This is a genomic window from Stenotrophomonas sp. 2201_Sma (assembly GCF_056486685.1).
In genome coordinates this window covers 503,564-529,479 of the sequence record NZ_CM151329.1, presented here as the reverse complement: position 1 = coordinate 529,479, position 25,916 = coordinate 503,564, and the positions used below count along the sequence as shown (strand labels likewise).

27 protein-coding genes are annotated in these 25,916 nt (G+C 67.8%); 13 read left to right on the top strand and 14 right to left on the bottom strand.

The window, feature by feature from the left end; genetic code table 11:
• Positions 1–120: 120 nt before the first annotated feature.
• Positions 121–636, top strand: a complete 516-nt coding sequence (gene fabA, locus ACZLIF_RS02425; protein ID WP_053518264.1) for a 3-hydroxyacyl-[acyl-carrier-protein] dehydratase FabA — start codon at positions 121–123, stop codon at positions 634–636.
• Positions 636–1,844, top strand: coding sequence for a beta-ketoacyl-ACP synthase I (gene fabB, locus ACZLIF_RS02420; protein ID WP_065182526.1), 1,209 nt, complete (start codon positions 636–638; stop codon positions 1,842–1,844). The genes fabA and fabB overlap by 1 nt, the downstream gene beginning before the upstream one ends.
• A 111-nt stretch (positions 1,845–1,955) precedes the next feature.
• Here the strand turns inward: fabB and ACZLIF_RS02415 are convergent, their stop codons facing one another.
• Genes ACZLIF_RS02415 through ACZLIF_RS02405 form a run of 3 tightly spaced genes read right to left on the bottom strand, consistent with a single transcriptional unit; the run spans position 1,956 to position 4,404 of the window.
• A complete protein-coding gene (locus tag ACZLIF_RS02415; protein ID WP_128990511.1) occupies positions 1,956–2,645 on the bottom strand; it encodes an HAD family hydrolase in 690 nt (229 codons plus the stop codon).
• On the bottom strand, positions 2,642–3,343 hold the full coding sequence (locus tag ACZLIF_RS02410; protein WP_065175382.1) for a pseudouridine synthase: 702 nt from the start codon (positions 3,341–3,343) through the stop codon (positions 2,642–2,644). The genes ACZLIF_RS02415 and ACZLIF_RS02410 overlap by 4 nt, the downstream gene beginning before the upstream one ends.
• Positions 3,340–4,404, bottom strand: coding sequence for a class I SAM-dependent methyltransferase (locus ACZLIF_RS02405; protein ID WP_128990518.1), 1,065 nt, complete (start codon positions 4,402–4,404; stop codon positions 3,340–3,342). Before ACZLIF_RS02405 ends, ACZLIF_RS02410 begins: the two co-directional genes overlap by 4 nt.
• Positions 4,405–4,563: 159 nt before the next feature.
• Between ACZLIF_RS02405 and ACZLIF_RS02400 the strand changes: the two genes are divergently transcribed.
• A complete protein-coding gene (locus tag ACZLIF_RS02400; RefSeq protein WP_053518254.1) occupies positions 4,564–4,827 on the top strand; it encodes a hypothetical protein in 264 nt (87 codons plus the stop codon).
• Positions 4,828–4,900: 73 nt separating this feature from the next.
• On the opposite strand, the gene ACZLIF_RS02395 is transcribed toward ACZLIF_RS02400, so the two are convergent.
• Both ACZLIF_RS02395 and ACZLIF_RS02390 read right to left on the bottom strand, forming a co-directional pair.
• Positions 4,901–5,194: a DUF3247 family protein gene (locus tag ACZLIF_RS02395; RefSeq protein ID WP_128990512.1), complete on the bottom strand. Its 294-nt coding sequence runs from the start codon at positions 5,192–5,194 to the stop codon at positions 4,901–4,903.
• Between the two features lie 44 nt (positions 5,195–5,238).
• On the bottom strand, positions 5,239–7,227 hold the full coding sequence (locus ACZLIF_RS02390; protein ID WP_128990514.1) for a hybrid sensor histidine kinase/response regulator: 1,989 nt from the start codon (positions 7,225–7,227) through the stop codon (positions 5,239–5,241).
• 245 nt (positions 7,228–7,472) lie between these two features.
• Here ACZLIF_RS02390 and ACZLIF_RS02385 point away from each other — a divergent pair, with 245 nt between their 5' ends.
• Positions 7,473–8,039, top strand: coding sequence for a DUF3016 domain-containing protein (locus ACZLIF_RS02385; RefSeq protein ID WP_128990516.1), 567 nt, complete (start codon positions 7,473–7,475; stop codon positions 8,037–8,039).
• 145 nt (positions 8,040–8,184) lie between these two features.
• Here the strand turns inward: ACZLIF_RS02385 and alr are convergent, their stop codons facing one another.
• Positions 8,185–9,255: an alanine racemase gene (gene alr / locus ACZLIF_RS02380; protein WP_128988033.1), complete on the bottom strand. Its 1,071-nt coding sequence runs from the start codon at positions 9,253–9,255 to the stop codon at positions 8,185–8,187.
• Complete coding sequence (locus ACZLIF_RS02375) at positions 9,234–10,538, bottom strand: D-amino acid dehydrogenase (protein WP_128988034.1); 1,305 nt, start codon at positions 10,536–10,538, stop codon at positions 9,234–9,236. Before ACZLIF_RS02375 ends, alr begins: the two co-directional genes overlap by 22 nt.
• A 149-nt stretch (positions 10,539–10,687) precedes the next feature.
• Between ACZLIF_RS02375 and ACZLIF_RS02370 the strand changes: the two genes are divergently transcribed.
• The gene (locus tag ACZLIF_RS02370) at positions 10,688–11,167 is read left to right on the top strand and encodes a winged helix-turn-helix transcriptional regulator (RefSeq protein WP_128988035.1); all 480 of its coding nucleotides are present in this window, start codon (positions 10,688–10,690) and stop codon (positions 11,165–11,167) included.
• Positions 11,168–11,212: 45 nt separating this feature from the next.
• On the opposite strand, the gene ACZLIF_RS02365 is transcribed toward ACZLIF_RS02370, so the two are convergent.
• Together ACZLIF_RS02365 and ACZLIF_RS02360 are read right to left on the bottom strand one after the other, a co-directional pair.
• A complete protein-coding gene (locus ACZLIF_RS02365) occupies positions 11,213–11,374 on the bottom strand; it encodes a lana protein (protein ID WP_429000973.1) in 162 nt (53 codons plus the stop codon).
• 164 nt (positions 11,375–11,538) lie between these two features.
• Entirely contained in the window at positions 11,539–11,913 is a 375-nt protein-coding gene (locus tag ACZLIF_RS02360; RefSeq protein WP_128988037.1) for a classical arabinogalactan protein 4, read from the bottom strand.
• Positions 11,914–12,053: 140 nt separating this feature from the next.
• On the opposite strand from ACZLIF_RS02360, the gene msrB reads away from it, so the two are divergent.
• From msrB to ACZLIF_RS02335, 5 genes are all read left to right on the top strand, one after another.
• Entirely contained in the window at positions 12,054–12,521 is a 468-nt protein-coding gene (gene msrB / locus ACZLIF_RS02355) for a peptide-methionine (R)-S-oxide reductase MsrB (RefSeq protein WP_053518238.1), read from the top strand.
• Positions 12,522–12,612: 91 nt separating this feature from the next.
• Positions 12,613–13,467, top strand: coding sequence for a flagellar motor stator protein MotA (gene motA, locus ACZLIF_RS02350; protein WP_053518236.1), 855 nt, complete (start codon positions 12,613–12,615; stop codon positions 13,465–13,467).
• A gap of 3 nt (positions 13,468–13,470) precedes the next feature.
• Positions 13,471–14,409: a flagellar motor protein MotB gene (gene motB, locus ACZLIF_RS02345; RefSeq protein ID WP_053518234.1), complete on the top strand. Its 939-nt coding sequence runs from the start codon at positions 13,471–13,473 to the stop codon at positions 14,407–14,409.
• 126 nt (positions 14,410–14,535) lie between these two features.
• Positions 14,536–15,033 carry a hypothetical protein gene (locus tag ACZLIF_RS02340; RefSeq protein ID WP_053518232.1) on the top strand — a complete coding sequence of 166 codons (498 nt, stop codon included), beginning with the start codon at positions 14,536–14,538 and terminating at the stop codon, positions 15,031–15,033.
• A gap of 13 nt (positions 15,034–15,046) precedes the next feature.
• On the top strand, positions 15,047–15,322 hold the full coding sequence (locus tag ACZLIF_RS02335; RefSeq protein ID WP_053518230.1) for a DUF4031 domain-containing protein: 276 nt from the start codon (positions 15,047–15,049) through the stop codon (positions 15,320–15,322).
• 92 nt (positions 15,323–15,414) lie between these two features.
• Here the strand turns inward: ACZLIF_RS02335 and ACZLIF_RS02330 are convergent, their stop codons facing one another.
• Positions 15,415–15,957: a DUF6630 family protein gene (locus ACZLIF_RS02330; protein WP_053520273.1), complete on the bottom strand. Its 543-nt coding sequence runs from the start codon at positions 15,955–15,957 to the stop codon at positions 15,415–15,417.
• Positions 15,958–16,046: 89 nt separating this feature from the next.
• On the opposite strand from ACZLIF_RS02330, the gene ACZLIF_RS02325 reads away from it, so the two are divergent.
• Entirely contained in the window at positions 16,047–16,295 is a 249-nt protein-coding gene (locus tag ACZLIF_RS02325; protein WP_053520274.1) for a DUF3297 family protein, read from the top strand.
• Between the two features lie 62 nt (positions 16,296–16,357).
• Here the strand turns inward: ACZLIF_RS02325 and ACZLIF_RS02320 are convergent, their stop codons facing one another.
• The 3 genes from ACZLIF_RS02320 to ACZLIF_RS02310 all read right to left on the bottom strand — a co-directional run bounded on the left by ACZLIF_RS02320 (position 16,358) and on the right by ACZLIF_RS02310 (position 19,347).
• Positions 16,358–18,001 (bottom strand): Na+/H+ antiporter, encoded by a 1,644-nt coding sequence (locus ACZLIF_RS02320; protein ID WP_053520275.1) that lies wholly within the window; start codon positions 17,999–18,001, stop codon positions 16,358–16,360.
• 115 nt (positions 18,002–18,116) lie between these two features.
• Positions 18,117–18,905, bottom strand: a complete 789-nt coding sequence (locus ACZLIF_RS02315) for a dioxygenase family protein (RefSeq protein ID WP_128988038.1) — start codon at positions 18,903–18,905, stop codon at positions 18,117–18,119.
• A 31-nt stretch (positions 18,906–18,936) separates the two neighbouring features.
• A complete protein-coding gene (locus ACZLIF_RS02310) occupies positions 18,937–19,347 on the bottom strand; it encodes a DoxX family protein (protein ID WP_128988039.1) in 411 nt (136 codons plus the stop codon).
• Between the two features lie 95 nt (positions 19,348–19,442).
• On the opposite strand from ACZLIF_RS02310, the gene ACZLIF_RS02305 reads away from it, so the two are divergent.
• A complete protein-coding gene (locus ACZLIF_RS02305) occupies positions 19,443–20,324 on the top strand; it encodes a LysR family transcriptional regulator (RefSeq protein ID WP_053520278.1) in 882 nt (293 codons plus the stop codon).
• Positions 20,325–20,390: 66 nt separating this feature from the next.
• Here ACZLIF_RS02305 and ACZLIF_RS02300 read toward each other — a convergent pair whose 3' ends face one another.
• The gene (locus ACZLIF_RS02300) at positions 20,391–23,342 is read right to left on the bottom strand and encodes a bifunctional diguanylate cyclase/phosphodiesterase (protein ID WP_241685932.1); all 2,952 of its coding nucleotides are present in this window, start codon (positions 23,340–23,342) and stop codon (positions 20,391–20,393) included.
• A gap of 287 nt (positions 23,343–23,629) precedes the next feature.
• Here ACZLIF_RS02300 and ACZLIF_RS02295 point away from each other — a divergent pair, with 287 nt between their 5' ends.
• Positions 23,630–25,741: a M13 family metallopeptidase gene (locus tag ACZLIF_RS02295; RefSeq protein WP_128988040.1), complete on the top strand. Its 2,112-nt coding sequence runs from the start codon at positions 23,630–23,632 to the stop codon at positions 25,739–25,741.
• The last annotated feature ends 175 nt before the right edge of the window (positions 25,742–25,916 follow it).

Below are 25,916 nucleotides of genomic sequence, written 5' to 3'. Positions count from 1 at the left end.
ATGCGCGTATTCCATTGAAAACACTACGGTTGCGTACGGTTGAAATGTTTGATCGGCAGCGCTTCCACGGGCATTCTCGAGCACTTGTATCCCTGTTCGTCGCTTCCAGGATTGCGTTTCATGACTCGTCTCCACGCGTTCAACCGCGACCAGCTGCTGGCCAGCGCACGCGGTGAACTGTTCGGCGCCGCCGCCGGCCGTCTGCCCAACGACCCGATGCTGATGTTCGACCGCATCACCGACATCCGCGAGGACGGCGGCCCGCATGGCAAGGGCATGGTACGCGCCGAACTGGATATCCGCCCGGACCTGTGGTTCTTCGGCTGCCACTTCATCGGCGACCCGGTGATGCCCGGCTGCCTGGGCCTGGATGCGATGTGGCAGCTGACCGGCTTCTACCTGACCTGGCTGGGTGCTCCCGGCAAGGGCCGCGCCCTGGGCTGCGGCGAGGTCAAGTTCACCGGCCAGGTACTGCCGGACGCCAAGCGCGTGCGCTACGAGATCGACATCACGCGCGTCATCAACCGCAAGCTGGTGATGGCCCAGTCCGACGCCCGCATGTATGTGGACGATCGCGAGATCTACAACGCTCGCGACCTGCGCGTGGGCCTGTTCACCGAAACCGGGAGCTTCTGATGCGTCGTGTCGTCATCACCGGCATGGGCATCACGTCCTGCCTCGGCAATGATCTGGATACCGTCTCTTCCGCACTGCGCGAGGGGCGTGCCGGCATCACCGCGTTGGCCGACCACGCCGAAGCGGGCCTGCGCAGCCAGATCGGCGGCCGTGTCGACCTCGACCTGGACGCCCTGATCGACCGCAAGCAGAAGCGCTTCATGAGCGATGCAGCAGCGTTCGCCTACATCGCCATGCGCGATGCCATCGCCGATGCCGGGCTGGACGAGGCGCAGGTCAGTGGCCTGCGCACCGGCCTGATCGCCGGCTCCGGCGGCGGCTCCAGCGAGTGGCAGATCGGCGCGGTCGATCTGCTGCGTGCACGTGGCGTGCGCAAGGTCGGCCCGTACATGGTGCCGCGCACGATGTGCTCCACCGTGTCGGCGTGCCTGGCCACCGCGTTCCAGATCAAGGGCGTGAGCTACTCGCTGTCGGCGGCCTGCGCGACGTCGGCGCACTGCATCGGCGCCGCCGCGGACATGATCCGGCACGGCGCGCAGGACATCATGTTCGCCGGCGGTGGTGAGGACCTGCACTGGTCGATGAGCGTGATGTTCGATGCGATGGGCGCGCTGTCGACCAGTTTCAACGACACCCCGGCCAGCGCGTCGCGCCCCTACGACAAGGACCGCGACGGCTTCGTCATCGCCGGTGGTGGCGGCATGCTGGTGCTGGAAGACTACGATCATGCGGTTGCGCGCGGCGCACGCATTTATGCCGAGCTGATCGGTTATGGCGTGACATCCGATGGTGCGGACATGGTGGCACCGTCCGGCGAGGGCGCGGTGCGCTGCATGAAGATGGCACTGCAGAACGTGGACCGCCCGCTGGACTACCTCAACACGCACGGTACCTCGACCCCGCTGGGCGATGTCACCGAACTCAACGCGATCCGCGAGGTGTTCGGCGAGGCCGTGCCGCCGCTGTCCTCGACCAAGGCGCTGTCCGGCCATTCGCTGGGCGCGGCCAGCGTGCACGAAGCCATCTACTGCCTGCTGATGATGCGCGATGGCTTTGTTGCCGGCTCGGCCAACATCAGCGAGCTGGACCCGGCGGTGGAAGGCTTCCCGATCCTGCGCGAAAGCCGCGCACAGGTGCTGGACACGGTGATGTCCAACAGTTTCGGCTTCGGCGGCACCAACGCGGCCCTGGTGTTCGGCCGGGTCTGATCGCCCGCCATTGGCCTGCACGGTCGCCGGGCATGGCCCGGCGCTACCGCGTAGTCGGCAGCACCGCCTCAGGTAGCGCCGGGCCATGCCCGGCGCAAAGGCAGCGCGCGCCTACGCCAAGCGCGGCAGCAGCGGCAGCAGCAGGGCGTGCGCGTCGCGCAGCGAGCCGACGATGCGATGGCCGAGCGCGCGCAGTTCCTCATCGGGATGCACCAGGTCCGGCACCTGGATCACGGTCATCCCTGCGGCCAGCGCCGCACGCGTTCCCGCAGGTGAGTCCTCCAGCGCCAGGCAGCGCTCCGGCGCCTGCCCCAGCCGCTGTGCGGCCAGCAGGTAGATGTCCGGCGCCGGCTTCGGCCGCGCCACGTCGCCACTGGTGATCACTGCATCGAAGTACGGCAGCAGACCGGCAGCGCCCAGCTTGCGGTTGGCCCGCGGCTGACGCGTGGTGGTCGCCACCGCACGCGGAATCGCATGCGCCTTCAGCAGTTCCAGCAGCTCCAGGATGCCCGGCCGCAGAGGCAGGCCGGTCTGCGTGCGTTGCTCATACAGATCATGGCAGCGCAGCGCCATCGCCTCGATCACACTGTCCTCCACGCCCTGCTGGCGCAGCAGCGATTGGCTGTCGCGATCGCCAAGGCCGACCATGCGCACGAAGAAGGATGCATCCAGCGGCAGGCCGAACGCTTCGGCAGCCTCACACCAGCAGGCGATGGACACCCGCTCGCTGTCGATCATCAGGCCGTCCATGTCGAAGATGACGGCGTCGGGAAGAAACGGCAGCGCAGCGATGACAGTCATGGAGCGAACAGCGTATCCAGGTCGGTGGAGGTCAGCAGCCGCCATTGCCCCTCGGCCAGCCCCTCCAGGTCCAGGCCACCGACGCGGCTGCGGTGCAGTGCCTGCACATGGTTGCCGGTAGCGGCGAACATGCGGCGCACCTGATGGTAGCGGCCTTCATGCAGTACCAGGCGCGCCTTGCGTGGACCCAGCACCTCCAGTTCAGCCGGCAGCAGGGCGGTCTTCTCCGACTCCAGCATCAGCGTGCCGCTGGCGAACAGGGCCACTTCGTCGCCGCGCAGGTCTTGGGCCAGCTCCACCTCGTAGACCTTGGGCAGTTTCGACTTCGGCGAGATGATCCGGTGCAGCAGGCCGCCATCGTCGGTCAGCAGCAGCAGGCCGCTGGTGTCGCGGTCCAGCCGGCCGACCGTGGACAGCACCGGGTCGCGGTCGCGGAAACGCGGCGGCAGCAGATCGTAGATCAGGCGGCCGGTGTCCTTGGTCGAGCAGGTGTAACCGGCCGGCTTGTGCAGCGCGATCGACAGCCCCGGCGGCGGATCCAGCGGCTCGCCATCGACCCGCACGGCCTCGTGCGGCACCTGATCGTCGGCATACAGCACCTCGCCGTCGGCGTCGGTGATACGGCCTTCGCGGAACATCCACTGCACCTGCTTGCGGCTGCCATAGCCCAGGTTGGCGATGTGCTTGACCAGCTTCATCGGCCCTTCCCCTTTACCGCTTCGACCAGCTTGAACCCGTCACGCTCGGCGACCACGCGCACCGCACCGAAGCTGTCGTTGAGCGTGTGTTCGTACGGCAGGTGGCGGTTGGCCACCACATACAGGCGACCACCCGGGCGCAGCGCCTGCGCCGCCACGGCGATGAAGCGCTGGCCGATATCCGGCCGGTCCGCGCGCGACGGGGTATGGAACGGCGGATTGCTGATGATGACGTCGTACCCCGGCTCGATGCCGGCGGTGACGTCCCGCCACAGCAAGCGCAGCGGCAGCGGGCGCGGCGGTGGTGCAAGATTCAGCTCGGCCAGTGCCAGGGCCCGCTGCTCGGCTTCGTACAGATCCAGCGCGGTGATCTTCGGGCAACGCTCCAGCAGCTCGCGCGACAGGTAGCCATAGCCGGCCCCGAGGTCGGCCGCGCGTCCGGCCAGATCGGCCGGAAGGTGCTCGGCCAGCAGCGCCGAAGCCGGGTCGATGCGGTCCCAGGCGAACACGCCCGGGCGGCTGAGGAAGCGGCCACCCACGATCGGCCGCACCGCATCCAGCGCGCTCCAGCGCTTGGCCAGGTCGGCATCGTGCTGGCCCTGCAGTGGCGGGGTCCAGTACACCCGGCAATGGTTCTTGGTCAGGCTGCCGCCGAGGCCGGCCAGCTGCTTGAGGTCGCCTTCGCCGGAGCGCGCGCCCTCGTTGTTGGACTGGCAGGCGACGATGCGGCCCCCTTCTGCGGCCAATGCCAGGGCACGGGCGAACAGCGCGCGGGCCTCCTCGCGCTGGCGCGGCGGCAGCACCAGCACCAGCGGGTAGCGGCCCCGGCCCGCGACATCGTCAAGCTGGCCGCTGACGGTCCAGCCGGCGGCCTGCTGCAGGGGCTGCGCGAACGGCGCAAAACTCTGCTCGCAGTGCACCTCGCGCCCGCCGGCCTGCTCACGCAGTGGCCAGCCGTCGCGGGCACGCAGGAACGCAGCCGGCCCGTCCGGCCAGCGCAGCGCGCCCTGGGAGAACGGCAGGAACAGGGTCTGCAGGGGGGCGTCGTCGCTGGCGGCCATCGGCGCGGTTACTTGAAGCGTGAGGGCCGTCCATTGTACCGGCTCGCGCGGTCCGGCCCGGCAGGCCACTTTGCGAAACTTCAACGGGGCATTGATGCCCCAGCAACATCGGACCCTTCAGGGTAGAGGTCCCCCGAGACTTCCAGCAGGAGAATCCGCATGCGTGCCTTGTTCGTCGGTGGCGTGGTCGACAACAGCGAAATGGACCTGGAAGGCAGCCATCCTCCCGTGCACTACCCCGAGGACACCGGCGGTGGACATTCACGCTACCGGCTGCACCAGGTCGGCCACGGCGCCGATGGCAGCGTGGCATACGCGGTATACGGGGCACCGGACCTGGCCGACGACGAGGTGGCGCGGGTGGCGGAGGAGCGCGCCTATGCCCGGCGGTTCGAGGCAACGCCGACGGTGTTCGAGCACTGACGTGCCTGTCGCGCCCGAGCCGAGGCCCGGGCGTGCGGACCGCAGCCGGGCGTGAGCCCGGCCCCCTGTCGGATCACGTCGTTCTGGGTGGCAGCTGGCGGATGCTGGCGATCTCGTCGAGCCAGACGTGATGCTGCTGCACAGGCGTGTCGTAGTCGTCCAGGCGCAGCTGGCCGTTGCTGCCTTCATCGCCGGCCTCGTTGCGGTACTGCTGCACGGTTGGGCGCACGGCCACCGTGCCCAGCAGGCGGCGGCCATCGAACAGGGTCAGTTCGACCTGCGTTTCGCCGTCGAGCTGTGGCAGCAAGCCCTCCAGGCGCGCGATCTGGGCCGGGTCGGTATGGATGCGTGGTGCAATGCGGGACATCGGTGAACCTCCTGCGTGCAGGGTCGCCGATCCACCGTGAATGCTCAGTGCAGCGCGCTGTCGGCGCGCGGCACCTGGACCTGGCGTACCGCAGCCACCAGCTGGGCCACCGAGTACGGCTTGGCCACATGCTCCTGGAAGCCCGAGGCCAGCGCGCGCCGACGGTCATCAGCACGCGCCAGCGCGGTCACGGCCACCGCCGGCAGGGTCGCCGCATCCACGCCCATGTCTTCGCGCAGAGTGCGCACCAACCCATAACCATCCATACCCGGCATGCCGATGTCGGTCAGCATCACGTGGTACTGCAGGTGGCCGGCATCGGCCAGCAGCGCCAACGCTTCGCCGGCCGAACTGGCAGCCGACACCGTCGCGCCCTGCTCTTCCAGCATGCGCCGCAGGTACTCCAGCACTTCCGGCTGGTCTTCCACGGCCAGTACGTGCATGCCCCGCAGCGGATAGGGCTCGACGACCACCGGCTCCAGAATCGGCCCGCTGATCACCTCGCGCAGCGGCCGCCGCTCGGCATCGGGCAGATGCTGCGGCAGGCGTACGGTGAACGTGGCACCGTGGCCATGGCCTTCGCTGGCCGCAGTGACCGTGCCGCCGTGAAGCTCGACCAGCTGCTGCACGATCGCCAGGCCCAGGCCGAGCCCACCATGGCGGCGGGTGGTGGTGCCGTCGGCCTGCCGGAAGCGGCTGAACAGATGATTGAGGAACTCCGGAGCAATACCATCACCGGTATCGCGCACGGTGATCTCCCAATGCTTGCCGTCGGCCCGCAGCTGCATCTCGATGCGGCCCTCGGCCGGCGTGAACTTGATGGCGTTCGACAACAGGTTCCAGAACACCTGCTGCAACCGCGTCGCGTCCCCGAGCACCAGGCTGGGCTGCTCAGGCAGCCGCAACTGCACGTCCAGTGCCTTGCCCTCGGCCACCAGCTCCTGCGCACCGATCGCCTCGCCCAGCAGTTCGCGCAGGTCCAGTACTTCCACTTCCAGCTGCACCTTGCCCAGCAGCATGCTGCTGAGGTCGAGCATGTCCGAGATCAGCCGCTTCTGTGCACCGGCGCTGTTGGCGATCACGCCCAGCCCCTTGTACAGCGGGCTGGTGTTGTCGACACGCTGCAGCAACAGCTCGCTCCAGCCAAGGATGGTGGTCAGCGGCGTGCGCAGTTCGTGCGACAGGGTCGCCAGGAATTCATCCTTCAGGCGCGCCATGTTCTCGGCGGCACTGCGTGCGGCGCGCTCGGACTGCAGCAGCTCTTCACGGGCCAGTTCGATCTCGCGGCGCTCGGTCACGTCCGGACTGCTGCCGGCCAGGCCGATGAATCGACCCATCCGCGAGAACCGAGGACGCGCGTTCATTTCCAGCCATCGCCACTGTCCGTCCGCACGCCGTGCGCGGACGAGGGCATGCATGGAGCGTTGCGCCTTCAACGCTTCCTGTAGTTCGTACTCGAACACCGACGCATCATCCGGATGCACCAGGCCACGCCAGACATCCTCCGGCACACGCGTCTCGTCGCCACCAAAGAACTCGCTGAAGGCGCTGTTGACGAAGCGCGCATGTCCGCGCTCATCCAGCACCCAGACCGGCATCGGCAGGCCATCGGCCAACGCGCTGAACCGGGCCTCGCTCTCGCCCAGCTCCAGCTCCATCTGCTTGCGTGCGGTGATGTCGAAGAACAGGATGCCGACCTTGTCCTCGCCGGGGCGGCCCACACGGACCGCGTCCACCGCGAACGAGCGCCCCAGCGCCCGTGCTTCCATCTCGAACTGCGCCGGCCGTCCGCTGCGCGCCACCTCGCCGTAGATGCGGTACCAGTCGCTCTCGTGGTTCGGTTCCAGCGCGCTCATGCACTTGCCGCGGGCGTCCTTGAGACCGGTGTGGCGCTCGAAGGCGTCGTTCACCTCAAGGAAGCGGTAATCCACCGCGCGATCAGCGTCGAACATGACCTGAATCACGCAAAAGCCGGCGTTGACGCGTTCAAGCACACCGCGATGCAGGTCGGGTTCGGGCGCCGGAACCATCAAGGGTGGGCGCTCCGCGAGGGGCGGCAGTGTGGACAAGGGCGTCTGGGGCGTACCGGATGGAGGCACAGCATCTTCCAAAGGACGTATTCACAGCGTCAAGCGCCGTCAGTCATGGTTGACGACAATGAATTGGCGACAACCGCTGACGCTATTGACGCAATCGGCCATTGCTGGGCCCCGCCAGCAGGATCACACTCGATGCGAGATCAACATCCGCCCCCATTCCGGGGACGCAGGAGACCGCCATGAACCGCTCTCTGTCCGCCACCCTGCTGCTGGCCGCGGCCCTTGCCGCGGGTGCTGCGAACGCCGCGCCGCGCACCGTCACCAGCCCGGATGCGCCGCGCACGCTGCAGGCCGACGGCCCGGTCAACGTGCAGTGGAACGATCCGGCGACATTCACCGAGATCCGCCAGAGCCACAACCGCTTCGAGGCCGAACGCGGCGACTGGGTGCAGCAGCTGGCGCGCTACCTGCAGACCAGCGCCGCCAAGCCGCTGCAGGCCGGGCAGACGTTGGACATCACCCTGGTCGACATCAAGCGCGCGGGCGACTACGAACCGTGGCATGGCCCGCGCGCCAATGACATCCGCGTGATGCGCGACATCTATCCGCCGCGCATCACCCTGCAGTACACGCTGAAGGACGCCAGCGGCCGCATCGTCGACGAGGGCGAGGCCAAGCTGACCGATACCGGCTACCTGCACACCCTCGGGCTGCGCAGCGACAGCGATCCGCTGCGCTACGAGAAGCGGCTGATCGATGACTGGGTAAAGCGGCAGTTGACCGCCCGGGCCACCGCCGCGCGTTGACCGGGACCCGCCGGGCATGGCCCGGCGCTACCTGTGCATTTCCGATACCCGCCGGGCATGGCCCGGCGCTACCTGTGCATTTCCGACACCCGCCGGGCATGGCGCTTTGGACATCCGGTAGCGCCGGGCCATGCCCGGCGGCGCATCAATCGCGGTAGACGCGGGCGACCCGCTTGACCGCGCAGGGCAGCTGGTAGGCGCTCACCCCGCAACGCGGCGCCAGTTCCGAAAGCGTCGGGGCCTGCCCCCACAGTTCCACCACGCTGCCAACGCCGGCCTGTGCATGTGCGGTCAGGTCCACCGTCAGCATGTCCATCGAAACCCGGCCGATCAGCACGCCAGGCTGGCCGTCGATCAGTACCGGGGTGCCGTTCGGCGCGAACTGGGGATAGCCGTCGGCATAGCCCAGGGCCACCACGCCCACGCGTGTACGCGCCTTGGCCACGAAGCGCGCGCCATATCCCACCGGCTCACCGGCTTCGATCCAGCGCTCGGCAATCACCTTGGACTGCATGGTCATCACCGGGCGCAGCCGCCCGGTCAGATCCGTGTCGTCCGGCAGCGGGTTGGCGCCGTACAGCATCAGCCCCGGGCGCACCCAGTCGCTGCGCACGTCGGGCCACCCCAGCAGGGCCGGCGAATTGCACACGCTGGTCTCACCCTGCAGGCCCTCGATTGCACGTGCGAAGGTGGCGGCCTGCTCGTGGGTACGTTCGCTGTCCAGTTCATCGGCACGCGCCAGATGGGTCATCAGCACGATCCGCTCCACCTGCGGCATCGCCTGCAGGCGCGCGTGTGCGGCGCGGAAGGTCTCCACGTCCAGACCCAGGCGATGCATGCCGCTGTCCAGCTTCAGCCAGACCGTCAACGGATGCGGGCTGTCGAAGGCAGCCAGCGCTTCCAGCTGCCACGGCGAGCCGACCGAGAACCACAGCGAATGCTCGGCCACCAGCGCCATCTCGCTGGCTTCGAAAATGCCTTCCAACAGCAGGATGGGCGCGCGGATACCGGCCTTGCGCAGCTCCAGCGCCTCTTCGATGGTCGCCACCCCGAAGCCGTCGGCCTCGTCTTCCAGGGCCTGCGCGCAGCGCACGGCGCCATGGCCATAGGCATCAGCCTTGATGATCGCCAGCGCCTTGCCGCCCCCCAGCTCGCGGGCGAGCCGGTAGTTGCTGCGCAGCGCGTGCAGATCGATCAGCGCGCGGGCAGGACGCATGTGCGGCTCTCGTGTTGCGGGGCATGGCCGAACTGGCCGTAGCGGAAGATGTCCAGGCCTTCGGTGCTGATCTGTGGCTGGCGTGCACTCATCAGGTCGGCCAGGTAGCGACCTGAACCACACGCCATGGTCCAGCCCAGGGTGCCGTGACCGGTGTTGAGATACAGGTTGCGGAAGGGCGTGGCGCCGATCACCGGCGTGCCATCCGGCGTGGCCGGGCGCAGGCCGGTCCAGAACTGCGCGCGCGACAGGTCCCCGCCCTTCGGGTACAGGTCACGAACCACCAGCTCCAGGGTCTCGCGGCGACGCGGTGACAGCGACAGGTCGAAACCGGCCACTTCGGCCATGCCACCGACACGGATGCGGTTGTCGAAGCGGGTTACAGCAACCTTGTAGCTCTCATCGAGGATGGTCGAGGTCGGAGCCATGGCCGGATCGGTGATCGGCAGGGTCAACGAATACCCCTTCAGCGGGTACACCGGCAGGCGCATGCCCAGCGGCGCGACCAGCGCCGGCGAGTAACTGCCCAGCGCGACCACATAGCGGTCGGCAGTCTCCAGCTTGCCGGCGATGCGCACGCCGGTGATGCGCTCTCCATCCGACTCGATGGCGCTGATGTCCTGGTCGAATCGGAACTCGACACCGGCTTCGGTGCACATCTGCGCCAGGCGGCGGGTGAACAGCTGGCAGTCGCCGGTCTGGTCGCGCGGCAGGCGCAGCGCACCGACCAGGCCATCAACATGGGCCAGCGCCGGCTCCGCGGCGATGATGCCGGCGCGATCCAGCACTTCGTACGGCACGCCATAGCGGGCCAGGATCTCGATGTCCTGTGCCGAGGCATCCAGCTGCTGCTGGGTGCGGAACAGCTGGGTGGTCCCCAGGTCGCGCCCCTCGAACTCGATGCCGATCTGCGCGCGCAGCTCGTTCAGGCAATCGCGGCTGTACTCGGACATGCGCACCATGCGCGCCTTGTTGATCGCATAGCGCTCGTGGGTGCAGTTGCGCAGCATCTGCCACAGCCAGCGGTACTGGGCCAGATCCATGCCGGGACGGATCGCCAGCGGTGCATGCTTCTCGAACAGCCAGCCGATCGCCTTCTTCGGCACGCCGGGCGCGGCCCAGGGCGAGGTGTAGCCGAATGACAGCTGGCCGGCATTGGCGAAACTGGTCTCCAGCGCGGGGCCGGGCTGGCGGTCGACGACCGTGACATCAAACCCGGCCTGTCGCAGGTACCAGGCACTGGTGGTGCCGATCACGCCGCTGCCGAGAACTAGGACTCGCATGGAAATTCTCCAACCCGATCATTCCCTGCGTTTGAGCACGACAGGGCCATAATCGGGGAAGTATATTCTTCCATTCATAGGCGATTTGCCTGTTTTTCACGCTGCGGGCAAGATGTTTCCCCGTGATTCACTTCCCCAGGTTGACGCCCATGGCCGCCCGCCCCCGTGAACTGGACAAGATCGACCGCAGGATCCTGCGCATCCTCCAGGCCGAAGGCCGCATTTCCTTTACCGAGCTGGGCGAGCGCGTGGGCCTGTCGACCACCCCGTGCACCGAGCGCGTGCGCCGGCTGGAGCGCGAGGGCGTGATCACCGGCTATCACGCCCACCTGGATCCCACGGCCCTGAAAGCCAGCCTGCTGGTGTTCGTGGAGATCAGCCTGGCCTACAAGTCCAGCGACATCTTCGAGGAGTTCCGGCGTGCGGCGCTGAAGCTGCCGAACGTGCTCGAGTGCCATCTGGTGTCCGGCGACTTCGACTACCTGCTGAAGGCGCGGATCAGCGAGATGGCCTCCTACCGCAAACTGCTGGGCAGCACCCTGCTGACCCTGCCGCACGTGCGCGAATCGAAGAGCTACATCGTCATGGAAGAGGTCAAGGAGACGCTCAGCCTGCCGATTCCGGAATGAAGGGCCAGAGCCCGCGCGGCGGGTTCCGGCCCTGTTCCAGGGGCGTCAGCGCTGCTGCGGGTGCTTCATCGAGCCCTGCTGCTGGCGTGTTTCCTGCTGCTTGCCGCCCTTCTGCGGCCGCTGCGGGTCCATCTGCTGCTGTTGCTGCTGTTGCGGCTTATGGCTCTGCGCTTCCTTGCCGGGATGACGGTTCTGCGGGTTCTTCATGATCGCGATCCAAAGGACGAAGGACATGCGACGGCGGGATGCCGGCGCAGGGCCACGGTGGTCCTGCGGCGGTTAATCACAGGCGAAAAAGCCGTGAGCAGCAGCAGTGTGTTTTCAGGCGTTCAGCCGGCGCGGTCACCGCCCGCCGCGGGTGGCAGGCTGCCCTATGGCTTGACCTGCTGGCCACTGCCGGCCGGCACACTGTCGTAGTAGCGGCCGGTACGGGAGTCGAACACACGGTTCGGGCCGACCGGCTTGACGCCGGGAACGATGCGCCCGTTGCGGTCATAGACCTTGTCCGGCAGCTTCGGCGCCGGCGTCGGCACCACCTGCGCCGGGCCGGTGGACTTGATCGGCTGCGTCGGCTGCGGTGACGGCAGGACCTGCGGCTGCGGTCTTGCCGGCTGTGGGGGCGGCGTCACCGGCGCTGGCGCCACGGTGGTGGTGCTGCGGGTGGTGGTCGGCGATGTGGTGGGCACCTGGGCCTGTGCCGACAGGGGCAGCAGAGCCGACAGCACCCAGATGGAAAGGGTCTTCATGGCACGCTCCAGCAGGAATCCTCCCCACCATGCGCCCGCGCCCGTGTGCCGCCCATGAACGCAGCTCACACTTGCAAGACGGCGGTCACACCCCCACGTCTGCAGGCATCCCCAGGCCATCGACCCCACGGAGAGCCAGCATGAGTGCCTTCGACCTGACGCCCCCTACCGCCTCCCAGACCGACACCCTGGTCGCCGGCCTCAGCAGCGAAGAACGCCGCGTGCTGCTGCAGCACGGCACCGAAGCACCGTTCTGTGGCGTGTTCCTGGACAACAAGCGTGAGGGTGTCTACTGCTGCCGGCTGTGTGGGCTGCCCCTGTTCCGCTCCAGCACCAAGTTCGATTCCGGCACCGGTTGGCCGAGCTTCTTCGCCCCCTACGACGCGGCACACGTGCGTGAGATCCGTGATACCAGCCACGGCATGATCCGCACCGAGATCACCTGCGCCCGCTGTGGCAGCCACCTCGGCCACGTGTTCCCGGACGGGCCGCCGCCCACCCATGAGCGCCACTGCCTGAACTCCGTCTCACTTTCGTTCGCCGGCAACGGCGAGGCCTGGCCCAACCCGTTGCAGCGTGGCGGTGCGGAAAGCGGCGTGGCGGGCTGAGACAACCCGCCGACCGGTTTCACAGAATTCCCTCTTCAGAAATCCGCAGGGTGGGCCGACAAGGAGATATCCCCCCTCCCTGCGTTGCCCCATGCTCATCATCGTTGGATTCCTGGTCGTCATCATCAGCGTGATCGGGGGCTACCTCGGTGCCCACGGCCGCCTGGGGGCTCTCTGGCAGCCCTACGAACTGGTCATCATCGGCGGTGCCGCGCTGGGTGCGTTCCTGGTCGGCACCCCGGCCAAGACGGTCAAGCAGACGCTGCAGGCCATCGTCGGCGTGTTCAAGGGCCCGCGCTACAAGCAGCAGGACTACATCGACGTCCTCAGCCTGCTCTACGAACTGCTCAACAAGGCGCGCCGGGAAGGCTTCATGGCGCTGGAGGACCATGTCGAACGCCCGGCCGAGAGCGCCGTGTTCGGCAACTATCCGAAGGTGCAGGCCGACCACCACCTGATCGATTTCATCACCGACTGCCTGCGCCTGATGATCGGCAGCAACATCGAGCCGCATGAACTGGAGCCGCTGCTCGAACTGGAGCTGGAAAAGCACCACGCCGAAGCGATGGCCCCGTCGCAGGTGCTGACCAAGGTGGCCGACGGATTGCCCGGTTTCGGCATCGTCGCGGCGGTGCTGGGCATCGTCATCACCATGGGCTCGATCGGCGGCGACATCGTCGAGGTCGGCGGCCATGTCGCCGGTGCACTGGTCGGCACCTTCCTGGGCATCCTGCTCGGTTACGGGTTCGTCGGCCCGATGGCAGCGGCGATGGAAGCACGTGCCGAGCAGGACAGCCGCATCTACGAATCGGTGAAGACCGCACTGCTGGCCTGCCTGCGCGGTTACAACCCGAAGATCGCGCTGGAATTCGCCCGCAAGACGTTGCCGTCGAACGTGCGCCCGGCCTTCTCCGATTTCGAGCAGCACCTGAAGACGGTCAAGTAAGCCATGGCCGAGAGCAAACCCACCGTCATCGTCCGCAAGGTCAGGAAGGCCGGCCATGCCGCCCACCATGGCGGCTCGTGGAAGGTGGCCTATGCCGACTTCGTGACCGCGATGATGGCCTTCTTCCTGGTGCTGTGGCTGATGGCCACCACCAGCAAGAACGATCGTGCGGCCATTTCCGAATATTTCCGCAACCCCAGCCCGCTCAGTGGCCAGAGCGCCACGCCGGCCCCGGGCATGGCCGGGCCGGGCGGTGCCAGCACGTCGATGATCAAGCTCGGCGGCGCCACCGACATCTCGCGTGGCAGCAGCAACGATCCCTTCCAGAACCAGCAGGAAGCCGTGCCGCACCCGGTGGACCAGCAGCAGCGCGACAAGCAGCAGCTGGAACAGCTGATGAAGGAACTGCAGGAAGCGATCAGCCGCAGCCAGGCGCTGGAGCCGTTCAAGGACCAGCTGCTGCTGGACCTGACCCCGGAAGGCCTGCGCATCCAGATCGTGGACAAGCAGAACCGGCCCATGTTCGACCTCGGCAGTGCCACGCTCAAGCCCTACACGCAGCAGATCCTGCATGAGCTGGCCGAGTACCTGAACCACGTGCCGAACCGGATCAGCCTGACCGGCCACACCGACATCACCGCCTACACCGCCGCCCGCGGCTACGGCAACTGGGAACTGAGCGCCGACCGCGCCAATGCGGCCCGCCGCGCCCTGATCGATGGCGGACTGGAGGACAGCAAGATCACCCGCGTGGTCGGCCTGTCCTCCTCGGTGCTGTTCGACCGGGCCGACCCGCAGAACCCGATCAACCGCCGCATCAGCATCGTGGTGATGACCCGCGCCGCCGAGCAGGCCGCGCTGGCCGGCGCCGGTCCACAGGTGGGTCTGTCGGCGCCGGTCATCGACGCGGACGTACAGGCGGCGCAGGGTGAGGCAAAGTAGACGGTGGGTGCGGACCTTGGTCCGCACATCCGGGAAAGCATGCGGACCAAGGTCCGCACCCACCAGGGGCATCCCCCGGCGCTACCGGTACAATGGGGGTCTTTCCGTTTTCAGGTGACACCCCCGATGTCCAAGTCTTCCAAGGCCAAGCGCGACCAGCGCAAGAAGCAGCAGGCCAAGCGCCCGTTCCTCCGTCTGAACGCCCAGCAGCAGGTGCAGAACCACGCCGTGCTGACCAGCGAGGACGGCCAGGTGGTCGCCGCCATCGGCCTGCAGGGCCGCGAGTGGCTGCTGGCCATCGGCGGTCAGACCATGGGCAACGCCGAGAACCCGGTGCCGATGCTGGCCATGCTCAAGCACCTGGCCAACGTGCAGGAGAAGGAAGGCCGCAAGGTCAGCCTGGAGTATTCCGAACTGCTGCAGAAGCTGCTGGATACCCTGGCCGCCGAAGCGGGCCAGACCGCCGACGAGTACCTGGACGCGCTGGTCGCCGAGTTCGAAGGCGTGGAAGCTGAGGGCGAGACCGCTGAAGGCGATGTGGCCGAAGAAGCCAGCGCTGCCGAAGGTACCGCTGACGCCGAGGCTGCTCCGGCCGCCGACGCCGACGGCAAGCCGCAGGCCTGATCCGGCCGCGGCGGTGACGGTCTACGTCGATGACGCAGTGCATGCCTGGCGCGACCAGCGCTGGGCGCATCTGATGGCCGACACCCTGGCCGAGCTGCACGCCATGGCGGCGCAGCTCGGCATCCCCCGCCGGGCCTTCCAGAACAAGGCCAGCGGCGCGCACTACGACGTCACGACCGAGCTGCGCGCACAGGCGATCGCACTGGGTGCCGTGGCGATTTCACGGCACACCGACCGCGCACAGGTGAAAGCGGTGATCGCCAACGCGCGGGCACAGTACCAGCCGTAGGCCGCAGTGCCCCCCGCCGGGCATGGCCCGGCGCTACCTTGCGTGCCGGGATGGGGTAGCGCCGGGCCATGCCCGGCGAACCGGGATGACGCTCAGAACGGGTCGCTGCCCAGGCGGATTTCCACGTTCAGCAGCGAGCACAGCGCCAGCATGGCGTCGTCGTCACGGGTCAGTGCCATCCAGCCGGTGAAACCCGCGCTGCCGGCATCCACGCTCCACAGCGTGTAGTTGTGCTCGCGCAGGCGGTCGAAGGCGGTGGACATCAGCTGCACGCCATCCAGGTCTTCGGTGAAATCCTCATCGTCCAGGTCGCCGCCCCAGTCAAGCTGCAGGTTGAAGCGCGCGGACAGCTCGTTCACCGCCGATATCAGCGTTTCCAGGTCATCCCGCTCCACCTCGAAGCCGGATTGCCAACCGATCGCGGACAGCAGTGGCGGCAGCCAATCGGCGTCTGCCTCCAGCGGTTCGCCGGCTTCGGCCAGCAGCTCGCGCCAGCGGTTGAACTGCTGCAGCGCCAGCTCCTCGTCGCCCGGGTTGATCAGTACCAGCAGGTTCCAGACCCGCGCTTCGAAGCCATCCTCATCGAAATCATGGACGTCCTCCTCGAAGTCGAAGTAGTCGCTGTTGTCGGGCATGGCGGGAACTCCTCGGGGCAGGCCGGCATTCTACGGTTTATCCTGTATCGCTGAAGCCGGCCTTGGTGGCCGTCACTGTGAATGATGCGATGAGCGATACCCCTCCCGACCACCTGGCGATCAATCCGGCCAGCCCCTTCCATGATGCGCAGGCGCTGGAGCGCGGCGTCGGCGTGCGCTTCAACGACGTCGAGCGCGACAACGTCGAGGAATACTCGGTCAGCGAAGGCTGGATCCGCGTGCAGGCCGGCAAGGCCCGTGACCGTCGCGGCAACCCGATGACGATCAAGGTCAAAGGCAAGGTCGAGGCCTACTTCCTCGACCAGAAGCCGGCCTGACGGAGCCCGGGGTCAGATCCCTTTCCGCGGGAAAGGGATCCGACCCCGATGCACAGGGCCGGTCACTCGCGCTTGCGCGACTCCAGCAGATCCAGGTTGCGGATCAGGCGCCGCGAGATCTCGTCGGAGATCACCCCGCGCCGGGTGAGGCGGAACAGTTCCTCGCGCTCGGCAGTGAGGCCGGCGCTGCGCAACTGGCGATAGCCCTCCTCCATCCGCTTCACCTTCTCCGGATCCACGTCCGGATTCTCGCGATCCAGGTGCCGCTGATACAGCAGGCTGACCCGCGAGGCCGCGTCGTTGTACAACTGCACGTTCTCGGTGTTCTGGTTCAGCACCAGCTGCTGCCGCTTGCGCTCCACCCCGGCCAGCGCCGCCTTCGAGGACAACCGGCGGGCCAGATCCTCTTCCTTGCGCTCACCGGAGTCGGCCGGCAACTGCAGGCCCTTCAGCAGCTGCGGCAGCGCCACGCTGGCGCCGACCAGCGAGAACAGGATCACCGCTGCAGCCAGGAAGATCACCAGGTCGCGTGCGGGGAACGGGCTGCCATCGGGCAGGAACAGTGGCAGCGTCAGCACGCCGGCCAGGGTGATCGCACCGCGCACGCCTGCCACCGAGGTGGCCACCACGATGCGCCAGTTCGGCGCCTCGCCCCGCTCCAGGCCACGCCGACGCGCACGCAGCAGGTTCCAGCGCAGTGACAGCCACACCCACAGCAGGCGCAGGGCGATCAGGCTGGCATTGATCACCAGCACGTACACCAGCAGCCACCACGCGCTCTGGTGACCGGTCTCGTTCATCGTGGTGGTTGCACGCTCGACGATGCCCGGCAACTGCTCGCCCAGCAGCACGAACATGATGCCGTTGAAGCTGAACTGCAGCATGTTCCACACGCCCGCGCGCTGCACGCGCATGCTGCCGGAAACACGGCCGGTCATTTCCACGTAGCTCATCGAGATGCCGGCCGCGACCGCCGCGAGGATGCCCGAGGCATTGATCTCTTCGGCCAGCAGGTAGGCCGCGAACGGGATCAGCAGGTTGACCAGCATCGCCGCACCCGGCTCTTCACCGAAACGGCGCCACAACCAACGCTGGAAGGTCGACACGCCCAGCGTCACCGCCACGCCCACCGCCAGGCCCGCCACCGCCACCCACAGGAAGGTCAGCGAAGCGGTGGCCAGCGAGAAGGTACCGGTCATCACCGCCGCCACCGCGAAGCGGAAGCAGACCAGACCGGAGGCGTCGTTGAGCAGTGATTCGCCCTCGAGGATGTGCATCAGCCGCTTGGGAATGGGGGCCTTGGAGGCGATCGCTCCAACGGCCACCGGATCGGTCGGCGAAACAATCGCCGCCAGCGCGAAGCACACCGCCAGCGGCATCACCGGGATCATCCAGTGGATCAGCAGGCCGGCGCCGATGACGGTGAACACCACCAGGCCGAACGCCAGCTCGAGAATCGCGCCCTTGTCGCGGAACAGGCCCTGCTTGGGGATGCGCCAGCCGTCAAGGAACAGCAGGGGCGGCAGGAACAGCAGGAAGAACACTTCCGGCTCCAGCGCATGGCCGCGGTTGAACACGCCGGCAATGACCGCGCCCAGACCGATCTGCACCAGTGGCAGCGGCAGTGAGAACGGCAGGACGCGGACGAGGTATCCGCTGGCGACGACCGCCACCAGCATCGCCAGCACGACTTCAATGGTATGCATGCTTCTTCCAGGAAGCGGCGCGCGGGGGGCATGAAGCCAGCGCCGGAAACCCGGAAAAAACTACCACAGGCGACCACGGCTGCGACAACCGCGGCGACGCTGCGTCAGCACAGGCTCATGCCCCGTCGAAGCGGTAGATGTCCATCGCCAGGAAGCCGCCATCGACGCCGGCATCGATGCGACGTGCGCCGAAGCGGTGGTCACCGGCCGCACCCATCGCAAAGAACAGCGGCAACAGGTGTTCATCGGTGGGATGGGCGCGTTCGGCGAACGGTGCCTGCCGGCGGTAGTCCAACAGCGCCGGGCGATCATCGGCCGCCAGCCGCTGCTCTACCCACTCGATGAACGGCCGCACATAGGGCGCTTCCTTACCGTCCTGGTAGTCGCCCCAGTCGTGCAGGTTGTGGGTGATGCTGCCCGAGCCGACCAGCAGCACACCCTGTTCGCGCAGAGGTGCCAGCGCGCGGCCCAGCGCAAACTGGTGCGCAGGCCCCAGCAACGGCTGGATCGATACCGGCACCACGGGAATGTCGGCCTGCGGACGCAGCAGGCGCAGCGGCACCCAGGCGCCGTGGTCGAGACCACGCTGGGTATCGATGGCCACCGGCAGGCCCGCCGCGGCGATGCGCCCGGCTACGTCTTCGGCCAGCGCAGGATCGCCCGGTGCCGGGTACTGCAGTTCAAACAGCGCGCGCGGGAAGCCGCCGAAGTCATGGACGGTCGGCGGTTGTGGGTGGGCGCCGACCAACGGCTGCCGCCCCAGCCAGTGGGCCGAGGCGATGACGATGGCGCGCGGCGTGGGCAGGTCGCGCGCCAGTTCGGCCAGGCGCACGCCCACCTCGCCCGGCTGCAGCGCAGTCATCGGTGAACCATGCGAGATGTACAGCGAAGGCAGGCGGGACATGGAATTCTCCGTTTGCAGTATCAGCCAGCGCTCAACGCGAACGCAGGGTCCAGCGGCCGTCACCGACCAGGAACAGCACCACCAGCGCCAGCGCCCAGAAGGCCGGGTACTCCCAGCCACCGCCAGCATTGGCAAAGCCGAAGCCGTTCGCGCCGTGCACGGTGACGATGGTGCCCAGCAACAGGGGCACCCCGGCCAGCCCGACCCAGCGCGCGTAGACACCGAGCAGCAGGGCTGCGGAAATCACCAGTTCTGCGGCGAGGGTGAGGTAACCCAGCACACCCGGCAGACCGAGCGACTCGAAGAACGCCGCGGTGCCGGCTGGGGTGAACACCAGCAGCTTGGTCAACGCGTGGACCAGGAACAGGACGCCGAGGGCCAGGCGTAGCAGCGTCGCGCCATAGGGCGCCAGCGGGGGAGCGGAAGCAGCAGAGGTCGTCATGGCGTGGCCTCGAAAGGGAAGAAGCACAGCTTATTGCGCCGACCGATGCCGATAAATACGATGATTCGACCGTATTTATTTCATAAGGCGCAACAATGGACACTTTGGACGCCATGCGTGTGTTCGTGGCCGTGGTCGAGCGCAATGGCTTCAGTGCGGCCGCCCAGGCACTGGATATGTCCACCGCCGGCGTCACCCGGCAGGTTGCGGCGCTTGAGAAGCGCCTGTCGACGCGGCTGCTCCACCGCACCACCCGCCGGGTCAGCCCGACCAGTGCCGGCGCCGCCTACTACGCGCAGTGCGTGCGCCTGCTGGCGGAGTTCGACGCACTGGAGGCCAGCATCGGCGCACAGGCACTGGAACCGTCCGGCCTGCTGCGCATCAATGCGCCGGTCAGCTGGGGCATCGCCCGTCTCGGCCCGCTGCTGGCCGGCTTCCGCGAGCGGTTCCCGCAGGTGGAACTGGACCTGGCCCTGTCCGACCGCCTGGTTGACATGGTCGAAGAAGGCTACGACGTGGCCATCCGCATCACCCGCGAGCCCGGGCCCACGTTGATCGCGCGTCGCCTGGGCGAATCGCGGATCAGTCTGTGCGCGGCGCCCTCCTACCTGGCTGCGCACGGCACGCCGGCCACGCCGCAGGCACTGCAGGATCACGCATGCCTGGGCTACAGCTACTGGGCCGGCGGCGACCAGTGGCCACTGCACGGCCCCGGAGGCGACGTCCAGGTCACGGTGAACAGCGTGCTGCGCGCCAACAACGGCGACGTGCTGCGCGAGGCGGCCATTGCTGGCATGGGCGTGATCCTGCAACCGGATTTCCTGCTCCAGGAGGCGCTGGCCGACGGCCGCCTGGTGCGCATCCTGCCGGACTGGGAAGCGGCGCCGATCGGCATCTTCGCCGTCTACACCAGTCGCAGCCACCTGGCGCCGAAGGTACGCAGCTTCATCGATTACCTGGTGGAGGCCGGGATCTGACCGCGCCACCGGACAACACCCGTGACACGCGGGCGCAAGGCCGTGCCCGGCGAGCCGCAACATGGGCTAGACAGCGACCTCGTCCAGCATGCCGATGATCCGCTCCAGAGGGGCCGGACGTCCCAGCAGGTAGCCCTGCACCTGGTCGCAGCCGTGCGCGGCCAGCCAGTCGAGCTGCCCCGGCGTTTCCACGCCTTCGGCAATGATGGTCAGGCCCATGCTGTGGCCCAGCGACAGCAGCGCCCTGCAGATCGATGCGTTGCGCGGATTGGTCTCCACGTCGGCGACGAAGCTGCGGTCGATCTTGAGGATGTCCAGCGGCAGGTGCTGCAGGTAGGACATGCTGGAGTAGCCGGTACCGAAATCATCCAGCGACACGCAGATGCCCTGCTCGTGCAGGCGCTGCATGGTCTGCATCGCCTGCGCCGGCTTGCGCATCAGGCTGCTCTCGGTCAGCTCCACATGCAGCGCGCCGCGGGCCAGGCCGAAGTCCTGCTGGGCACGGGTGAACTCGGCCACCAGGTCGCTGTTGAAGAACTGTACGGCCGACACGTTCACCGCGATCGGCAGATCGCCCCAGCCCGCCTCCACCAGGCGCCGCTGCGCCTGCGCCGCCGCACGGATCACCCAGCGCCCCAGGGCCAGGATCAGACCGGTGTCCTCGCACAGCTGGATGAACTCGTTGGGAGGAATGAAGCTGCCATCGGCCTGCGGCCAGCGCAGCAATGCCTCCAGTGCCGCCGGACTGCCGTCGCTGGCGTGGCGGATCGGCTGGAAGTACAGCTGGAACTCGCTGTCGATCGCCGCATGGATGCGCCCGGCCAGGCGCAGGCGATCAGCCAGGCGCGTGGTGACCGCAGCGTCGAACCAGGCCACCACATCCCCTTCGGCGCGCGCGGCGTGCGCCGCCTGTGCCGCCATGCCGATCACCTGCTCGGCGCTGTGGCCATCGCCTGCCGTGTGCACGGCCACGCCGATGCGGGGCTCGAACTGGTGCAGCGAATCCTTGCCACGCATCGGTGCCGATACGATCTGCAGCAGATCGTCGAGTACGCGCCGGGTGTCGTGCGCGGCGCCGATGGCGAACACGAAATCTTCCGCCGGCTGGAAGGCCAGCGCGCCGTAACGTGCCGCCAGCACAGCCAGGCGCGAGGCCATCGACTGCAGCACCGCATCGCCGATCTCCCGGCCCAGCGTGTCGGCCACCAGCTGCAGGCCACGCAGCTGCACGAAGGCGATGGTATAGCCCTCCGCCTGGGCATCCAGCTGCTCGGTCAGCGCGCGCACGTTGAGCAGCCCGGTCGCCGGGTTGTGCCGCGCCTGGTAAGCCAGGTCGCGCTCATAGGCCATCCGCTCGCTGACATCCTCGGCCAGGACCAGGCAGGCCGGCTGGCCATCGAAATCCAGCCGGGACAAATGCGCGCGCACTTCGAACACACTGCCATCCTTGCGCCGGTGCAGGCGCACGGCAGCATCGGGAAGGTCGCCCACGCGCGCCCGCGCGATGGCTCCCTTGACCTCGTCCCACCCTTCCCGCGGCCGGATGTCGAGGATGCTCATGGTGAGGAATTCCTCACGGCTGTAGCCGTACTGCCGCACGGCCGCATCGTTGACCTCGATGAAGCGCAGCGTGTCCGGATCGAACACCCAGAACGGCGCAGGATTGCGGTCGAACAGCAGCCGGAAGCGCCGTTCGACCTGGTTCATCTGTTCACGGGCCTGATACCGCTCGCTGAGATCGGTGAGCGCGCCGATCATGCGCCGCTGGCGATCGGCCACCGGCACGCGCTGGCCCCGCGCGCCGACCCAGCGCACCGCCCCCCCCGGCAGCACCAGGCGGAATACCTCATCCATCACCGCGTTGCCGGCAAATGCCTGGTCAAACGCCTTCTGCAGCCGTGCGGCATCATCGCGGTGCACCCGGGCAAAGAAATCGGCCACCGGCAGCGCGTCGGTCTGTACGCCGAAGATTTCGCGTGCCAGCGGTGACCAGCGCAGCAGTGCAGCATCCTCATCGACGTACCAGGTGCAGACCCGCCCGACCTGGTGGGCCAGCCGCAGTTCCGCGTTGCCGGCCTGCAGTTCCTCGGCCATCGATTGCTGCCGGCGGATCGTTCGCCGGACGGCGAACAACAGCACCAGCAGCACGGCCACATAGACCAGCACGATGGCCGCCGATGCCTGCAGGTAGGGCCACCACGGCGCCAGCACGTCCTTTTCGGCCAGGCCCACCTGCACCGCCAGCGGGTTGCGCTCCAGCGTACTGATGGTGGTGATGCGCGGCACGCCATCGACCACGCCGGGCACGTTCCCCAGTTCGATCACCGCCTGTCTGCCGAGCAGATCGCGCCCGGGCAGCTCGTAGCGGTGGCCGACCGTGCCATGCGGATCGGGCACGCGCGCCAACATGTAGCCTTCGGCATCACTGATCGACACCAGGCCGTTCGGGCCCACGTCCAGCCCGCCGATGATGCGCTGCAGTTCGCCGCAGCGCAGGCGCGCCAGCAGCCAGCGGTCGTCGTCCAGCGGCAGCGCCAGCGGCACCACCCAGCCATCATCGCTGCCCCGCTGCGGCGGCCCGATGTACAGCGCACTGCCAGGGCCGCGCCGTTGCGGATCGGTCCACAGGGGCAGCTGCAGGTCGCCCTGGCCCGCGGTCAGCGCACGTCCGTAGCTGTCGAGCACCACGATGCTGTGCAGCTCGGCGTGCCGTTGCAGCACGCCGGCCACGGCCGCATCGAGCAGCCGCGGTGCCTGTGCCGGCACGCTCCGGAACAGCTCGGCGGCGTCGGCGGAAATGCCACCCATGGCCCGCTCCAGGTTGCGCAGCTGCAATGCCAGCAGGCGCTCGCTGCCGACCGCCAGTGCCCGGCTCTGCCGCTGCGCCGCTTCCAACCGCCGATGATGGTCATTGACCAGCATCATCGCCAGACCGGCCACCAGCAGCACGCCCAGCACCACCCCGCCCCAGGTGATGGCGCGCAGTGGCCGGGCCAACGCGCGTTTCAGCGCGGGCATCGGTGGGTGTTCCCTGTCCAGTGGGCTGGCTTCATGCGCGAACGATTCCTCCACATCCCCGACCTCAGCGGCCGGCGACTGCCATTCTTGACCGCCGGGCCCGCCACGCCGGGTCACCTGCCTGCGTCCGCGCAGGGGTCCGGCATGCAGCATGCACCACGGCGGTGACGGCGTGAAGATCGCCGCACCGCGTTCAGCCAGATCGTGCACAGCCTTGCGCCACAACGGTGCGACCCGTCGCATCGGAGCGGATTAGACTTGGCGTTTTCCCGCCGCAAGAGAAGTCCATGTCCAAGCTGCGCCGTCCCACCCTGGCACTGGCCATTGCTGCCAGCCTGTCCCTGGCCGCCTGCGACCGCGCCGCCGATCCGGCGGCCAGTACCGCCGCGCCGGCCGCATCCGCCCCCGCAGCCGCCAAGCCGATGCTGGGCAGCTTCGGCTTCGATGCCAGCGGCATGGATCGCAGCATCGCCGCCGGAGACGATTTCTTCGGCTTCGCCAATGGCACCTGGGTGAAGAACACCGAGATCCCCGCCGACCGCTCGCGCTTCGGCAGCTTCAACGTCATCGCGGAGAAGACCCAGGCCGACACCCGCGCCATCCTCGAAGGCGCTGCCGGCAATGCCCAGGCCAGCGGCGAGGACAAGCTGATCGGCGATTACTACGCCGCCTTCATGGATGAGGCCGGCATCGAGCAGCGCGGTATCGCGCCGGTGCAGCCGCAGCTGAAGGCGATCGATGCGATCACTGACAAGGCCGGCCTGGCCCGCGCGCTGGGCGGCGACATGCGCGCCGATGTCGACCTGCTCAATGCCACCAACTTCTACACCGACCGCCTGTTCGGCCTGTGGGTCTCGGTCGATCTGCTGCAGCCGGACCGCACCGCGCCGTATCTGGTGCAGGGCGGACTTGGCATGCCCGACCGCGACTTCTATCTGGGCGACGGCCGCATGGCCGAACTGCGCAAGCAGTACCAGGCCTATATCGCGCAGCTCCTGCAGCTGGCCGGCAGCGCCGACCCGGCCGGCAAGGCGCAGCGCATCGTTGCGCTGGAAACGAAGATCGCGCAGGCGCACGCCACCCAGGAAGAAACCAACGACGTGACCAAGGGTGCCAACCCCTGGACCCAGGCTGATTTCAACGCCAAGGCCCCGGGCATGGACTGGACCGCCTTCCTCGATGCCGCTGCACTGGGCAAGCAGCAGGACTTCATCGTCTGGCAGCCCAGGGCGGTGGCCGGCCTGTCCAGGCTGGTGGCCACCGAGCCGCTGGAGGTCTGGAAGGATTACCTGGCCTTCCATGCGCTGGATCGCGCCGCGGCGTACCTGCCGAAGAAGTTCGCCGATGCCCGCTTCGCCTTCCACGGCACCGCGCTGAGCGGCACGCCGCAGCAGAGCGATCGCTGGAAGCGCGCGGTGGATGATGCCAACCACGCCGTCGGTGAGGCCATCGGCAAGCGCTATGTCGAGAAGCACTTCGACGCCAGGACCAAGGAGCGCGCGGACGAAATGGCGAAGAACATCATCGCCGCGTTCGCCAGGCGCATCGACGCGCTGACGTGGATGTCGCCGCAGACCAAGGCCAGCGCCAAGGCAAAGGTGGCCGGCCTGACCGTGGGCATGGGGTATCCGGAAAAATGGCGCGATTACAGCGGTCTGGAAATCCGCCGCGACGATCCGCTGGGCAATGCACAGCGCGCCGAGCTGTTCGAGTACCAGCGCAACATCGCCAAGCTGGGCAAGCCGGTCGACCACGGTGAGTGGGCGATGCTGCCGCAGACCATCAACGCGATGAACGTGCCGCTGGAGAACCGCCTGGTGTTCCCGGCCGCGATCCTGCAGCCGCCGTTCTTCGATGGGGCCGCCGATGATGCGGTGAACTACGGTGCGATCGGTGCGGTGATCGGCCATGAGATCAGCCACGGGTTCGACAATGCCGGCGCGCTGTTCGACGAGACCGGCAAGCTGCACAACTGGTGGACCGCCGAGGACCTGAAGCAGTTCAACGCCGCCGGCGACGCGCTCGCGGCCCAGTTCAGCAGTTACGAGCCGTTCCCCGGCGTGCACGTCAACGGCAAGCTGACGCTGGGCGAGAACATCGCTGACGTCGCCGGTCTGGGAACGGCCTACGACGCCTACCAGCTGTCGCTGCAGGGCAAGCCGGGCCAGACCCTGGAAGGCTTCACCCCGGACCAGCGCTTCTTCCTCGGCTTCGCCCAGGCATGGCGCAGCAAGAGCCGCGAGCAGGCGCTGCGCAATTCGCTGCTGACCGACGTGCACGCGCCGGGCCAGTTCCGCGCGCTCACCGTGCGCAACATCGACGCCTGGTACCCCGCGTTCGAGGTGAAGGAGGGCCAGAAGCTGTACCTGGCCCCCGACAAGCGGGTCAAAGTCTGGTGAGATGAGGGAAACGGGCGCCGCGAGGCGCCCGTTTTCATCTGCACCGGCCCGGCGGGCTGCGCGGTCGGTGCCGATTCAGGCCGAAGACGACGCGATTCACCGGGATTCCTGCTCATCCCCGGTTTCATGTGCGCCCGCAGCACGTTTCACCCTGCGACATCCTGTCGCAGGCTGC